This window comes from Neisseria sp. P0021.S006 (genome assembly GCF_051956895.1).
In genome coordinates this window covers 26,734-40,733 of sequence record NZ_JBQCWZ010000020.1, presented here as the reverse complement: position 1 = coordinate 40,733, position 14,000 = coordinate 26,734, and the positions used below count along the sequence as shown (strand labels likewise).

Annotated in this window: 12 protein-coding genes and 1 pseudogene; 6 read left to right on the top strand and 7 right to left on the bottom strand. The window is 53.3% G+C overall.

Going from position 1 to position 14,000, the window contains the following annotated elements:
- Positions 1 to 178, bottom strand: a pseudogene (locus ACTHUM_RS06150) (carbonic anhydrase); the annotation flags it as partial.
- Positions 179 to 298: 120 nt separating this feature from the next.
- Between ACTHUM_RS06150 and ACTHUM_RS06145 the strand changes: the two are divergent.
- Both ACTHUM_RS06145 and ACTHUM_RS06140 read left to right on the top strand, forming a co-directional pair.
- On the top strand, positions 299 to 1,189 hold the full coding sequence (locus ACTHUM_RS06145; RefSeq protein ID WP_049343715.1) for an NUDIX hydrolase: 891 nt from the start codon (positions 299 to 301) through the stop codon (positions 1,187 to 1,189).
- Positions 1,190 to 1,204: 15 nt separating this feature from the next.
- Positions 1,205 to 2,146, top strand: coding sequence for an ABC transporter ATP-binding protein (locus tag ACTHUM_RS06140; RefSeq protein WP_070695185.1), 942 nt, complete (start codon positions 1,205 to 1,207; stop codon positions 2,144 to 2,146).
- A gap of 107 nt (positions 2,147 to 2,253) precedes the next feature.
- Here the strand turns inward: ACTHUM_RS06140 and ACTHUM_RS06135 are convergent, their stop codons facing one another.
- From ACTHUM_RS06135 to ACTHUM_RS06110, 6 genes are all read right to left on the bottom strand, one after another.
- On the bottom strand, positions 2,254 to 2,718 hold the full coding sequence (locus tag ACTHUM_RS06135) for a hypothetical protein (protein WP_049336837.1): 465 nt from the start codon (positions 2,716 to 2,718) through the stop codon (positions 2,254 to 2,256).
- Positions 2,719 to 2,787: 69 nt separating this feature from the next.
- On the bottom strand, positions 2,788 to 5,616 hold the full coding sequence (locus tag ACTHUM_RS06130; protein ID WP_070695184.1) for a valine--tRNA ligase: 2,829 nt from the start codon (positions 5,614 to 5,616) through the stop codon (positions 2,788 to 2,790).
- A 96-nt stretch (positions 5,617 to 5,712) separates the two neighbouring features.
- A complete protein-coding gene (gene zupT, locus ACTHUM_RS06125; RefSeq protein WP_002224778.1) occupies positions 5,713 to 6,522 on the bottom strand; it encodes a zinc transporter ZupT in 810 nt (269 codons plus the stop codon).
- A gap of 180 nt (positions 6,523 to 6,702) precedes the next feature.
- Positions 6,703 to 7,959 carry a D-amino acid dehydrogenase gene (locus tag ACTHUM_RS06120; protein ID WP_049336835.1) on the bottom strand — a complete coding sequence of 419 codons (1,257 nt, stop codon included), beginning with the start codon at positions 7,957 to 7,959 and terminating at the stop codon, positions 6,703 to 6,705.
- An 83-nt stretch (positions 7,960 to 8,042) separates the two neighbouring features.
- Positions 8,043 to 9,434: an alanine/glycine:cation symporter family protein gene (locus ACTHUM_RS06115; protein ID WP_070695183.1), complete on the bottom strand. Its 1,392-nt coding sequence runs from the start codon at positions 9,432 to 9,434 to the stop codon at positions 8,043 to 8,045.
- Between the two features lie 385 nt (positions 9,435 to 9,819).
- The gene (locus ACTHUM_RS06110) at positions 9,820 to 10,662 is read right to left on the bottom strand and encodes an ATP-grasp domain-containing protein (protein WP_070695182.1); all 843 of its coding nucleotides are present in this window, start codon (positions 10,660 to 10,662) and stop codon (positions 9,820 to 9,822) included.
- A 125-nt stretch (positions 10,663 to 10,787) separates the two neighbouring features.
- On the opposite strand from ACTHUM_RS06110, the gene ACTHUM_RS06105 reads away from it, so the two are divergent.
- From ACTHUM_RS06105 to minE, 4 genes are all read left to right on the top strand, one after another.
- On the top strand, positions 10,788 to 12,023 hold the full coding sequence (locus ACTHUM_RS06105; protein WP_070695181.1) for an FAD-binding domain-containing protein: 1,236 nt from the start codon (positions 10,788 to 10,790) through the stop codon (positions 12,021 to 12,023).
- A 147-nt stretch (positions 12,024 to 12,170) separates the two neighbouring features.
- Complete coding sequence (minC, locus tag ACTHUM_RS06100) at positions 12,171 to 12,890, top strand: septum site-determining protein MinC (RefSeq protein ID WP_003749320.1); 720 nt, start codon at positions 12,171 to 12,173, stop codon at positions 12,888 to 12,890.
- Positions 12,891 to 12,916: 26 nt separating this feature from the next.
- The gene (gene minD, locus ACTHUM_RS06095; protein ID WP_003749316.1) at positions 12,917 to 13,732 is read left to right on the top strand and encodes a septum site-determining protein MinD; all 816 of its coding nucleotides are present in this window, start codon (positions 12,917 to 12,919) and stop codon (positions 13,730 to 13,732) included.
- Between the two features lie 3 nt (positions 13,733 to 13,735).
- Entirely contained in the window at positions 13,736 to 13,999 is a 264-nt protein-coding gene (minE, locus tag ACTHUM_RS06090) for a cell division topological specificity factor MinE (RefSeq protein WP_003680625.1), read from the top strand.
- Position 14,000 lies beyond the last annotated feature (1 nt).

Sequence of the window (14,000 nt, the reverse complement as noted above, 5' to 3'; positions counted from 1 at the left end):
GCTTGGCATCGCCGTTTTTCAAACCCAACGCGTTGGGCAGCAATTCGATAATGCGCGCGTCCATGCAGGAGAGGATGGCCAGCTCGCGGCCGGGGTATTTGTTGGTAAAGTATTTTTCGTATTCGCCCGTTTCGACGAAATGTTGGTTATAGGCGAGGATTTCGCTCAATTCGCTCATGATGTGCTCGTTTCGGATGGTTTACTCTATTATAGCGGTTTTCGGGTAGTGCGGTTGTTTTGCAAATTCGCCATAAACGGCTAAAATCGACGTATCTTTAGTTCTTTTGGAGGATGCGCCATGTCTCAGTCTTTCCGTTTTGAACAGGTATTCGCGTCCGATGTCCACGACGCATTGTGGGATTGGGCGCAAACCAGCTATGGCGCATCCGACGATTGGTGCATTCTGTATCTCAACGGCCTGCCTTTAGGCCGTCTGAACCCATTATGGCGCGAACGCCTCGGGCAAGATTGGACAGGCAGGCAGTCAACCCTTTCAGACGGCCTGAATTTGGAAACAGACAGCTGGGCTCAGATGGGCGACAGTTTACAAACGCTGGCGCAACAATGGCGCGAGTGCGGTTGGCTCAAAGGTTGGCGCGGTGAAAAGTTCGACATCTGCGACCAGTCGGGCAAGCCTTTATGCGCACTCGAACGCGCAGCCTTCCGTCCGTTCGGCCTGATGAGTCAGGCAGTGCATTTGAACGGATTGGTCGAAACAGAAGACGGTTTGCGCTTTTGGATAGGCCGCCGCAGTCCGCACAAAGCCGTCGATCCAAACAAACTCGACAATCTGACCGGCGGCGGCATCAGCAGCGGCGAGAGGCCGTCTGAAGCCGTCTGCCGCGAGGGCGAAGAAGAAGCAGGCATTCCCGCTTCATTAACACCTCATATCCGACCGACTGCCCAAATATATAGTTTGCGCCCCGTTAACCGCGGTGTCCACAACGAAATCCTGTATATCTTCGACATCGTCCTGCCCGAAGGCTTCCAACCCGCCAACCAAGACGGCGAAGTCGCCGGTTTTGAACTGATGGACATCCCCACCCTGCTTGATGCCATGTTGGGCGGACACATGATGCACGATGCCCAGTTGGTCACAATCGAAGCCTGCCGTCGATACGGCCTGATCGACCCCAAACATCTGCTGTCCGCATGGCTCGACAGCATCCGTTGCCGACCCCATTTTTAAAGGCCGTCTGAAACCATGTTACAACTCAAAAACATCAACAAACGCTTCGGCAGCAAAACCGTTGCCCAAGACATTAATCTAAACGTCGAAGCAGGCGAAATCCTCGCCGTACTCGGCCGCTCCGGCTGCGGCAAATCCACCCTGCTCAAAACCATCGTCGGCCTGGTGCGTCCCGACAGCGGCGAAGTCTGGCTCAACGGCGACAACATCACCGACATGCCGTCTGAAAAGCGCAATATCTCGCTGATGTTTCAAGACTACGCCCTTTTGCCGCATTTAACCGCCCTCGACAACGTCGGTTTCGGCCTCAAAATGCGCCGCCTGCCCAAAGCCGAAATCGAAGAACAATCCATGCAGGCCTTGCGCGACATCGGTTTGGAACACGAAGCGCAACGCAAACCCGAAAGCCTCTCCGGCGGCGAACAGCAACGCCTCGCCCTCGCACGCGCCCTCATCACGCGCCCGTCGCTGTTGCTCTTGGACGAAGCCTTCTCCAGCCTCGACACCCACCTGCGCCGCCACCTGCGCACCCTGACCGCCGAACGCATCCGCAGTCAAAACATCCCCGCCATCCTCGTGACCCACTCCGCCGAGGAAGCCTGCACCATGGCCGACACCATCGCCATCATGCACGAAGGCCGCATCCTCCAACACGGCACGCCGGAAACCCTTATCCACCGCCCCGTCAACGCCCAAGCCGCCCTACTGCTCGGTTTGGCCAACACCGGCGACACACGCTACATTCCCCAACACGCCATTCGATTCGACCCAGACGGCACGGCCGTCCGCATCAGCGAAGCCGTTCCCCTCGCCGAAGGCACACGCCTCACCCTCGCCCATCCGCAATACGGCGATTTGATTTGGTATCCCCACGCTGACCACGATACGGACAAACCGCAAACCGGACAGGAAATCCGCATCAGCGTGGATGAAAGTCAGATCGTTTGGTTTGATTGAATTTGATGGATTAAGAAAAAGAAAAAGGCCGTCTGAAAATTAAGTTTCAGACAGCCTTTGTTATCTAGCCATCAATCAAACAAACCTATCTGACCTATGGTCGCTTTTTACTTCACTTTCGTACATACCTCACGGGCAGTCCCGTCTTCAAACACCAATTTGCCTGTTTTATCCAGTTGATAAACCTCGTCTTCACCGGGCTTGTCCATCTGCGCGACCAATCCGGTGTATATCATACTTTCCAAGAATTGGCCGTCTTCTGATTCTTCCAACCATGCCAATGTTTCAGGGCTGTGGAGTCGTGAAACTTCACTGTACTTGATTTGGCTTTGAGTTAAGGCATTGTTCGCAAAACGCCATTTACCCCCACCAACAACATGGTATGCCAAAACATTGCCGTCATCGTCCACTTTGAGCTTAGCGTCGCCACGGAAACTGTCGTCCTGAAGATATTCGACTTTTGTATCACTCTGAATGTTTTCATCAGAGCCAACGCAATGCCATGTACCGACAATTGGAGAAGCCAGAGCAGTTGTTGCGGATAAAAGCACCGGCAGAATAAAGAGTTTCATCTATTTCCTTTTTTTAAAGAGGCCGTCTGAAAAAACATTTTTCAGACGGCCTTGTCTATTCAATCAAAATCAGTCTTTCAACTTCGCCAACTGAGTTTGAACTTTCGCCATTTTGTCTTCCAACTCCGCCAAATCGGCTTTGTCTTTTTCCACCAGATGCACGGGGGCTTTTTCGGTGTAGCCGGGTTTGGAGAGTTTGGCATTGAGTTTGTCCAAGGCTTTTTGCAGCTTCTCGGCTTCTTTGCTCAAACGGGCGGTTTCGGCGGCTTTATCGATTTCGACTTTCAGCATCAGGCGCGCGCAATTGCAGACGGCGCTAGGTGCGTCTTCGCTTTCGGGCAGCCTGTCCACTGTTTTGGCTTCGGTCAGGCGCGTGAGGGCGGGCAGGTATTTCAGCAGCGCTTCAGGCACACTGCCTTCCACAAACAGCGGCGCTTTCACGTTCGGGGCAATGCCCATTTCGCCACGCAGGTTGCGCACGGCGCCAATCAGGTCTTGCAGTTGCGCCATTTGGTCAAAAGCAGCCTGCACGATTTTTTCCGGGTCGGCTTTGGGATAAGCGGCCAACATAATGCTGTCGGCGGTTTTGGCATTCGCCAGAGGCGCAACGACCTGCCACAGCTCTTCGGTAATGAACGGCATGATTGGGTGCAGCAGGCGCAGGATGGTTTCGAGTACGCGCACGAGGGTGCGGCGTGTGGTGCGCTGGGTTGTCGGGCAGCCGGTTTGGATTTGCACTTTTGCCAGCTCGATGTACCAGTCGCAATATTCGTTCCACACAAATTCGTACAGCGTTTGCGCGGCAAGGTCGAAGCGGTAGGTTTCAAAGGCTTCGGCAACGGCGGCTTCGGCTTGTTGCAGTTTGCCGATAATCCATTGGTCGGCAAAGGTAAACGCCAACGGCTGCATTTCGTCTTGGCCGCAGTCTTTGTCTTCGGTGTTCATCAACACGAAGTTGGTGGCGTTCCACAATTTATTGCAGAAGTTGCGGTAGCCTTCGGCACGTTTGAAGTCGAAGTTGACGCTGCGGCCGAGGCTGGCGTAGCTCGCCATGGTGAAGCGCAATGCGTCCGCACCCATGCTCGGAATGCCTTCGGGGAAGAGTTTTTTGGTTGCTTCTTCCACTTTCGGCGCGGTTTCGGGTTTGCGCAGGCCGGTGGTACGTTTCACCAGCAGTTTTTCCAAGTCGATGCCGTCAATCAAATCCACAGGGTCGATGACGTTGCCTTCGGATTTGGACATTTTTTTGCCTTCATGGTCGCGCACGATGCCGTGGATGTACACGTCTTTAAACGGTACTTTACCGGTGAAGTGGGTGGTCATCATAATCATGCGCGCCACCCAGAAGAAGATGATTTCGTAGCCGGTGACCAAGACGTTGGACGGCAGGAAGGCTTTGAGTTCGTCGGTTTCAGACGGCCAGCCCAATGTGGAGAACGGCACGAGCGCGGAGGAGAACCATGTATCCAATACGTCTTCTTCGCGGATCAAACCGGTTTTGCCGGCTTGTTTTTCGGCTTCTTCCTGATTGCGGGCAACGTACACATTGCCTTCGTTGTCATACCACGCAGGGATTTGATGGCCCCACCACAGTTGGCGCGAGATACACCAGTCTTGGATGTTGTTCATCCATTGGTTGTAGGTGTTGACCCAGTTTTCAGGGATAAAGCGCACTGCGCCGCTGTCGACGGCTTTTTTGGCTTTGTCGGCAAGGCTTAAGCCTTTGAATTCGCTGTCAGGCTCGCCGCCGTTTGGCGTGGCGGACATGGCGACAAACCATTGGCTGGTCAGCATCGGCTCAATCACTGAACCGGTACGGTCGCCTTTCGGCGTCATCAGCGTGTGCGGTTTGATTTCGACCAAGAAGCCTTGTTCTTGCAAATCGGCAACCATTTGTTTGCGCGCGGCAAAGCGGTCCAAGCCTGCGTATTTTTCAGGCAGGGCAAAGCCTTGTTGCGCTTCGCCTTTGAAGTTGAACACTTCGGCGTTTGCCAGCACTTTGGCTTCCAAGTCGAACACATTAATCAGGCGCGTGTCGTGGCGTTTGCCGACTTCATAGTCGTTGAAGTCGTGCGCAGGCGTGATTTTCACGCAGCCGGTGCCAAAATCTTTTTCAACGTATTCGTCAGCAATCACGGGGATGGTGCGGCCGGTCAGTGGCAGGATTAATTCCTTGCCGATTAAGTGGGTATAACGTTCGTCTTCAGGGTTGACGGCAACGGCCACGTCGCCCAGCAACGTTTCGGGACGGGTAGTCGCCACGATAACGGCTTCGGCAGGATTGTCGGCCAGCGGATAGCGGATGTGCCACATAGAGCCTTGTTCTTCCACGCTTTCCACTTCCAAATCCGACACTGCGGTACCCAATACTGGATCCCAGTTCACCAAGCGTTTGCCGCGGTAAATCAAGCCTTGTTCAAAAAGGCGCACGAACACTTCGGTCACGGTTTCGGCGCGCACGTCGTCCATCGTGAAATACTCGCGCGTCCAGTCGGCAGAGCAACCCACGCGGCGCATCTGCTGCGTAATCGTGCCGCCGGAAACTTCTTTCCATTCCCACACTTTTTCCAAGAATTTTTCGCGGCCCAAGTCATGACGGGATACGTTTTGTGCGGCAAGCTGACGCTCGACCACGATTTGCGTGGCGATGCCCGCGTGGTCGGTGCCCGGAATCCAGGCGGTGTTGCAGCCTTTCATGCGGTAATAGCGGGTCAGGCCGTCCATAATGGTTTGGTTGAAGGCATGGCCCATGTGCAGCGTGCCGGTTACATTGGGCGGCGGCAGTTGGATGGAGAAAGACGGTTTGGTCAAATCCATATCAGGCTGGAAATAGCCCTGCTTTTCCCAGTTTTGATAATGTTTGGATTCGATTTCGGCTGGATTGTATTTGTCTAACATGATGGAACTTTGTGAAATTAAGGTTATTTTTGATGTGCGGATTATAACGCAAAAAGGCCGTCTGAATCATTTCAGACGGCCTTTGGCATACGGGTTTTAAAAATGGAACAATACCAGGCTGACGGCAATCACTGCCATGCCCGTTGTCAGGCCGTAAACGGTTTCATGGCCGTCTGAATAGCGTTTGGCGGCCGGCAACAACTCGTCCAACGCCAAAAACACCATCACACCGGCTATCACGCCGAACACCGAACCAAACACGGCAGGCGATAAAAACGGCTGCAAAACCAAATAGCCCAAAGCCGCCCCCAAAGGCTCGGCCAAGCCGGATAGCAGACACGCCCATACCGTTTTCTTACGGCTGCGGGTGGCAAAATAAACCGGCGCGGCGATGGAAATGCCCTCCGGAATATTATGGATGGCAATCGCCAAGGCCAAAGGCATCCCGACCGCCGGATTTTCCAAGGTGGCAAAAAACGTCGCCAAACCTTCGGGGAAATTGTGCGCCGTAATCGCAAACGCCGCCATCATACCGACTCGTGCGATATGGCGGCGTTTACTTTCTTGAAACGACGGGTCTTGCGCATCTAAGGTTTCATGCGGGTTCGGCACCAGGCGGTCGATCAGCGCAATGCCGCCCATCCCAGCCAAAAATGCCATGGTCGCCGCCGCAAACGCGTGGTCTTTATCATAAATTTCAGCGAATGCCTCGCTGGATTTACTGAAAATTTCCGTCAGGGAAACATATACCATCGCACCGCCGGCAAATGCCAAACCAAACGACAACACGCGCGGATTGGGCGTTTTGGAAAACATCACCAAGCCGCTGCCTAATACGGTAAACAAACCAGCGGCCAGCGTGATGGAAAAGGCAACGGCCAAATTGGACATCGAAAAATCGGGCATGAGAAAACCTGCGCTAAAAGCTGGGACAGGTTCAGACTAACACTTTTTAATGCATATGATAATAGTTATTATTTATTTTATTGATTAGGTACACAGATTTTGAAACAAAAGGCCGTCTGAAAAATAATTTTCAGACGGCCTTTAAGTTTGAAATGTCACTAAACCTTATCGCTTTCCAGCTTAAGCCTGATAGCGCGACAGGCTCAAATCATCGCTGCGGATTTCGGTGTCTTTACCGCTCACGATATCGGCGGTTAATTTTGCCGAACCCAGCGACATGGTCCAGCCCAAAGTGCCGTGGCCTGTATTTAGGAACAGGTTGTCAAAGCGGGTGCGCCCGATTAACGGCGTGCTGTCGGGCGTCATTGGTCTGAGGCCGCTCCAGAACAATGCCTGATTCAAGTCGCCGCCTTCGGGGAACAAATCGTTGACGACCAAAGCCAGGGTTTCGCGGCGTTTTTCGGGCAGTTTGATTTCGTAGCCCGATAATTCCGCCATGCCGCCGACGCGGATTCTGTTGTCAAAGCGCGTGATGGCGACTTTGTAGCTTTCATCCAAAACGGTGGACACTGGCGCGCCGTCTGAGTTTGTGACAGGCAGGGTCAAGGAATAGCCTTTGACGGGGTAAATGAGCAGATCGAGGTCCAACTGCGCCAAAACCGTCCTGCTGAAGCAGCCGAGCGCACAGACGAAGGCATCTGCTTCAAACCGTTCTGTTTCGGTTTCCACTGCGCTGATGCGCTGGCCGCCCTGTTCGATGCGGCGGATGGTTCGGTTGAAATGAAACTGTACTCCCTTTTCCTGACACAATTTGTATAGGTTTTCAGTGAAGAGGTGGCAGTCGCCGGTCGCGTCTGCGGGCAGGTGCAGGCCACCGGCAATTTTGGCGGTAACGCGTGCCAGCGCAGGCTCAAACTCTGCGCATTCTTCGGGTTTCAGACGGCGGTACGGCACGCCGTAGCGTTCCAAAACGGCAATGTCTTGTTCTGCCGCTTCAACTTCTTTGGCTTGGCGGAAAATCTGCAACGTCCCTTTTTTGCGCCCTTCAAAATTCATGCCGGTTTGCGCTTCAAAACGGCGGAACATTTCTCGGCTGTATTCAGAAATCCTGACCATGCGCTCTTTATTGATTTGATAGCGCGCTGACGTGCAGTTTTGCAGCATTTGCCACAGCCATTCGATTTGATACAGGCTGCCGTCAGGGCGAAACAGCAAAGGCGGATGGCTTTTAAACAGCCATTTCAGTGCTTTGGTCGGGATACCGGGTGCAGCCCAAGGCGTGGTATAGCCGTAAGAAAGCTGGCCTGCATTGGCAAAACTGGTTTCCATCGCCACGCCCTCGGCGCGGTCGATGACCGTTACTTCATGCCCTGCCTCTGCCAGATACCACGCGGAAGATACGCCGGCAACACCAGCACCTAAAACAAGCACTTTCATTTTTCTCCTCCTCTGACTTTTTTCAAAACAAACTTAATATCCATCGGGCCGTCTGAATGTTCAGGTTCAGACGGCCTTGGACATTAATGCGGCAATTCGCCGTTTTTGATTTTTTGTTTGAAGTCACGCGTTTCATTGACGATGACTTTCGCCATCAACAAAAGCGCAATCAGGTTGGGCAATGCCATCAAGCCGTTGAATGTATCCGAAGCCAGCCACACCAAATCAAGGCTCAACACGGTTCCCAGCATAACTGAAGAAACATAACCAACGCGGTACAAACCGGCAAACTTCTCGCCGAAGACGTAAACCGCGCATTTCTCGCCGTAATAACACCAGCCGAGAATGGTTGAGTAGGCAAAGAAAATCAGGCCGATGGTGACAATCCAGCCGCCGATACCGGGCAGCATTTTTTGGAAAGTGACGGTTGTCAGCGCCGCGCCGCTCAATTCAGGTTTGACAAACTCGCCACCTGCGCCGAGCAGACCCATGACCAACACGATACCGGTAATCGAGCAGACAACGATGGTATCCAAAAAAGTACCGGTCATGGAAACCAAAGCCTGGCGGACGGGGTGGTCGGTTTTCGCGGCGGCGGCGGCAATCGGCGCAGAACCCATACCTGCCTCGTTGGAGAACACGCCGCGCGCCACGCCGTAGCGGATGACCGTACCGATGGCGCCGCCTGCCACGGCTTGCGCGCTAAACGCATCGGAGAAAATCAGTTTGACGGCGGGCATCAATACATCGGAATTAATCACGATAATGGCAATACCGCCTACTACATAAAACACTGCCATGGCAGGCACGATAAAGGACGCGGCTTTGGCGATGCCCTTAATGCCGCCCAAAAGTACAATGGCCGTTAATACGGTCAATATCACGCCTGTGTAGGCAGGTTCGACACCGAAGCTGGTTTGCACTGCCTGCGCAACCGAGTTGGACTGCACCGAGCTGCCGATACCGAAGGAAGCAAATGTGCCGAACAGCGCAAATGCGACGGCCATCCATTTCCAGTTTTTGCCCAAGCCTTTTTCGATGTAATACATCGGGCCGCCGGACATTTCGCCTTTGGAATTGGTGACGCGGTATTTCACCGCCAACACGCCCTCGCCGTATTTGGTGGCCATACCGAAAATGGCGGTCATCCACATCCAAAATACCGCGCCCGGGCCGCCGGTTACCACCGCAGTCGCCACACCGGCAATGTTACCCGTACCGATGGTGGCAGACAGCGCGGTCATCAACGCCGCAAAATGGGAAATATCGCCTTCGTGGTCTTCGCCGTTTTCATGCTTCTTTGACGGCACAAACGCCTGTTTCAGAGCATAACCCAACATGGTGAACTGCAAGCCTTTCAGCAAAACGGTCAGCAAAATGCCCGTACCAACCAGCAGCATCAACATAATAGGTCCCCAGACCCAGCCGCTGATGGTTTCGAAAAAGGCTTTAAGATTGTCTAAAAACAATTGCATGGCTTTCTCCTTTGTCTGTTTTATTTTTTTATGCACTACTTTTTGTAGTGTCATGTAATTTCAGCACAGAATATTCAATAAGACAATATCTTTCTTTTTAAAAAGATTTTTGAGGTTTTACCCTAAAAAGATATCTATTTAGACCGGCCAGATTGTTTACAATCCGCTAAAAATAAAGGCTGCGGCCGAGAGAAAATGCCAAATGAAAGTTAATCAACCATCAATTAAGACTGCAACAATTAAAATGACACAATCGACAAATGGCACATTATTGAAAAATACAAACACGCAAATCTTGTTTTAAAAAGCTTCAGGCCGTCCGAAAGATGGTTTTCAGACGGCCTGAGGCTTGCTATTTATATTGATAAAGTCAGGTTGATGAATGTTACCCAAGCAACTGCGCCAACAATCGGGCAAAGCGTTCCGTTGCGCCTTCGCTGGTGTGCAAATACAGGGCGGGCTCGATGAGTTCCAATTCATTGAGCAGGAAGGTGTCGCCGACCAATGTACCGTCCACCCGAGCGTAAACCGGAATTTGCGGCAAAGCGGCCAGTACGTCTTGCGCGGCACGGACGGCAAACTCGGGCGGCTCAATACCGAACACCGACACGCCATAGGCCGAGTTGGCGCGCCATTCGCCTTGCGGCGGCTGACGGCGCACGGCATGGCTGAGTATGCCGTTGAAAAACACCAGCGAGGTTTCACCCGCTGTTTCGATTTCGCGGATATACGGTTGAACAATCATACCTTGCGGATAATCCGCCATGTTCACGTCCAATGCGTCCGCACAAACTTTAACCACGCCTTTGCCGCTCTGCCCAAATGCCGGCTTGATGACTGCTTCCATCCAACCTTGTCGGTTCAGGATGTCGGCCAATTCGGCTTTTTGCGGCGGAACGAACACGCTGGGAATCACTTGCGCACCGCGTTCTGCCAAATCGCACAAATAAGTCTTTTCCATATTCCAAGCCATCAGCTCGGGCGGATTGATAAAACGCTGCCCCGCCTGCTCGGCATGCTCCAGCCATTGGCGGAAGACTTCGGGTTCGGCGGCATAATCCCATGCGCACAAAGGCAGTAAAAACGGTGCGGACGGATGGTTTTGCCACGCATCAAATACGGTTTTCACGCCCATGCTTTCCAAGCATGCCGCCAATGTTTTCAGGTTGTCCGATGGTTCGGGATAGGTTTGGCAGGTAATGAGTGCCAAAACGGTTTGCTCGGTCATGGTTGCCACCTCGTCGCTAAAACCAAAATTATATAGCGAAATCAAACCAAAAGATTTTTCAGACAGCCTGATACATGAGGCCGATTCTGATAAAATGGTTTCCCCTTTTTCGTCGGAACATGCTCATGAAATCTGCCCACGTCCTTGTCTGGTTCCGCCGCAACCTCCGCCTGCACGACAATGCCGCGCTTAATGCCGCCGTTGCAAGCGGTTTGCCCATCACCTGCGTCTGGGTCAGCCAAAGGCCGTCTGAAAACCACAATCCGCGTCAAAGCCTGTTCCACTATCAAGCCGCGCAAGAGCTGCATACCCGTCTGGCGGCACACCATATTCCTTTATATGTCGTTGCCTCCGACGAAGACCTCCTCCCCTTGGCTGCTGCGCTCAATGCCCATACCGTCATCACAGACGAAGCCTACACCGAAGCCGAAATCCGTCAAGACAACCACCTCTGGCACAATTTCGACCGAGCAGGCATTGCCCTGCAACACGCCAACGACCGCGGCATTTTGGCCAAATCCCCCCTCATGGATGCCAACGGCCTGCCCTACACCGATTTTGCCGCCTATAAACAAGCATGGTTGCAGGCTTATTCAGGACAAAGGCCGTCTGAAACCGAATTGCCTGTTCAAACCGGACAAAACGTTCCACTGTTTCCAGCCCATACCGGCGCAGTATTGCCTGCCTATCAACAGGGTGGCGAAACCGCGGCCTTAACGCAATGGCACGCGTTCAAACAGAATTTGGTTCACTACCCGATTACCCAAAATTTTCCGGCACGAAAAAACACCAGCCTCCTCAATGCCTACCTGTCCGCAGGCTGCATTTCACCGCGCCTGCTGGCCGCCGAAGGCTTGGCAAACCGACATTTCGAGTGGCTGGACAAGCTTATTTTCCGCGACTACTGCTACCAGCTCGCCTACCACCGCCGCCTGCCCGAAACAACCGATGCCGCTCCGATATGCGAATACTGGCGACACGGCCAAACCGGCGTGCCCATCATCGACGCCTCCATCCGCGGCCTCGAAGCCACCGGCCACTTACACCCCGTTCTCCAGCAGCTGTGCGCCCACTATTTCTGCCATGCCCTCAACTTTGACCCTAACCAAGGCATCGCGTGGACAACCTCCGTCCAAACCGGCACCGACCCCGCGCTCAACCAAGCTAACTGGCACCTTGCCGCACAAGACACGGCCACCGTCCGCTATGCCCACCGTTCACATCAAATCGACCCCGACGGCAGCTACATCCGCAGTTACCTCCCCGAATTGGCGCACCTGCCCTCCACCCTCATCCACACGCCGTGGGCCGCCGCCGACGACATCGACACACACGGCTACCCCTTTCCCAAGGCCGTCTGAAACCTACGTTCACACCAAAAAACCACACTAAATACAGCTGAAAAACGTTCAAACAAAATATTTTGGTTTCAGACGGCCAAACAGATTGAATAGCCAAGATTTACACGGTAAACTTACGTCATTAAAAAATTTTATTATTTCATTACAATGAAACCCGCATTCGACATAAAAACGTCACGTTTGGACGTCTTATCCATCCATCTGCACACCGCAGATCTAACCGAATTGGAAGAATTCCTGCGCCAACTGGCAGGCCAATCCCAAGACGAATTCGTTCCCTTCATTTTAGACGTACAAGATTTCGACCATCCCGAATCCATCGATTTGGGCGGCATGATTTCCCTGTTTGCCCGTTACGGCATGCAAATTTTAGGGCTGCACCACACCAGCGACACATGGGCAGCGGCGGCGGCGCGTTACCACTTGGTATTCAAACAAGGCAACGCCACCCAGGCAGCCGACACACAGGCAGCGCCCACCCCGCGCCAAGCACCGCAGCCGCAAGACGTACAGGCCACCGTCATCAACAATCCGACCGTATTGGTCAGCACGCCCGTGCGTACCGGCCAGCAGGTGTACGCTGAAAACGGCGACCTCATCGTTACCGGCATCGTCAGCCAAGGTGCAGAACTTATCGCCGACGGCAACATCCATATTTACGCCCCCATGCGCGGCAGGGCGTTGGCCGGTGCGAAAGGCAACACCAACGCGCGCATCTTCATCCATTCCATGCAGGCCGAGTTAGTCTCCGTTGCCGGCATCTACCGCAACTTCGAGCAAGACCTGCCCGAGCATCTGCACAAAAAACCCGTACAAGTATCATTGCAAGACAACCGACTGGTTATCAGCGCAATCGACGCCGAATAAACATCAGTACTTAAAAAGGAAATATCGTGTCCAAAATCATCGTAGTAACTTCAGGTAAAGGCGGCGTAGGCAAGACCACTACCAGCGCCAGCATCGCAACCGGCCTGGCCCTGCGCGGCCACAAAACCGCCGTAATCGACTTCGACGTCGGTTTGCGCAACCTCGACCTGATTATGGGTTGCGAACGCCGCGTCGTGTATGACCTCATCAACGTCATCCAAGGCGAAGCCACACTCAACCAAGCCCTGATTAAAGACAAAAACTGCGAAAACCTCTACATCCTGCCCGCCTCGCAAACCCGCGACAAAGACGCGTTGACCCGCGACGGCGTCGACAAAGTGATGAAAGAGCTGTCCAGCAAAAAAATGGGCTTCGAGTTCATTATCTGCGACTCCCCTGCTGGTATCGAACAAGGCGCACTGATGGCGCTCTACTTTGCCGACGAAGCCATCATCACCACCAATCCGGAAGTATCCAGCGTCCGCGACTCCGACCGCATCTTGGGCATTTTGCAAAGCAAATCCCGCAAAGCCGAACAAGGCGGCACAGTTAAAGAGCACCTGCTGATTACCCGCTACTCCCCTGAGCGCGTGGCCAAGGGCGAAATGCTGTCTGTTCAAGATATCTGCGACATCTTGCGTATTCCGTTGATCGGTGTGATTCCTGAATCACAAAACGTACTGCAGGCCTCCAACGCCGGCGAACCTGTCATCCACCAAGACAATGCCGCCGCAGCCGAAGCCTACAAAGACGTTATTGCCCGCCTCTTGGGTGAAAACCGCGAAATGCGTTTCCTTGAAGCCGAGAAAAAAGGTTTCTTAAAACGACTGTTCGGAGGTTAATACATGTCACTGCTCGATATGCTGTTCGGCAGAAAGCCGAAAACCGCCACCGTCGCGCGCGACCGCCTGCAAATCATCATCGCGCAAGAACGCGCACAAGAAGGCCAAGCTCCAGATTATCTGCCGACCTTGCGCAAAGAGCTGCTGGAAGTCCTGTCCAAATACGTCAACGTATCATTGGACGACATCCGCATCTCCCAAGAGAAACAAGACGGCTTGGACGTTCTTGAGCTGAACATCACCCTGCCGGAACAAAAAAAGGCTTAAC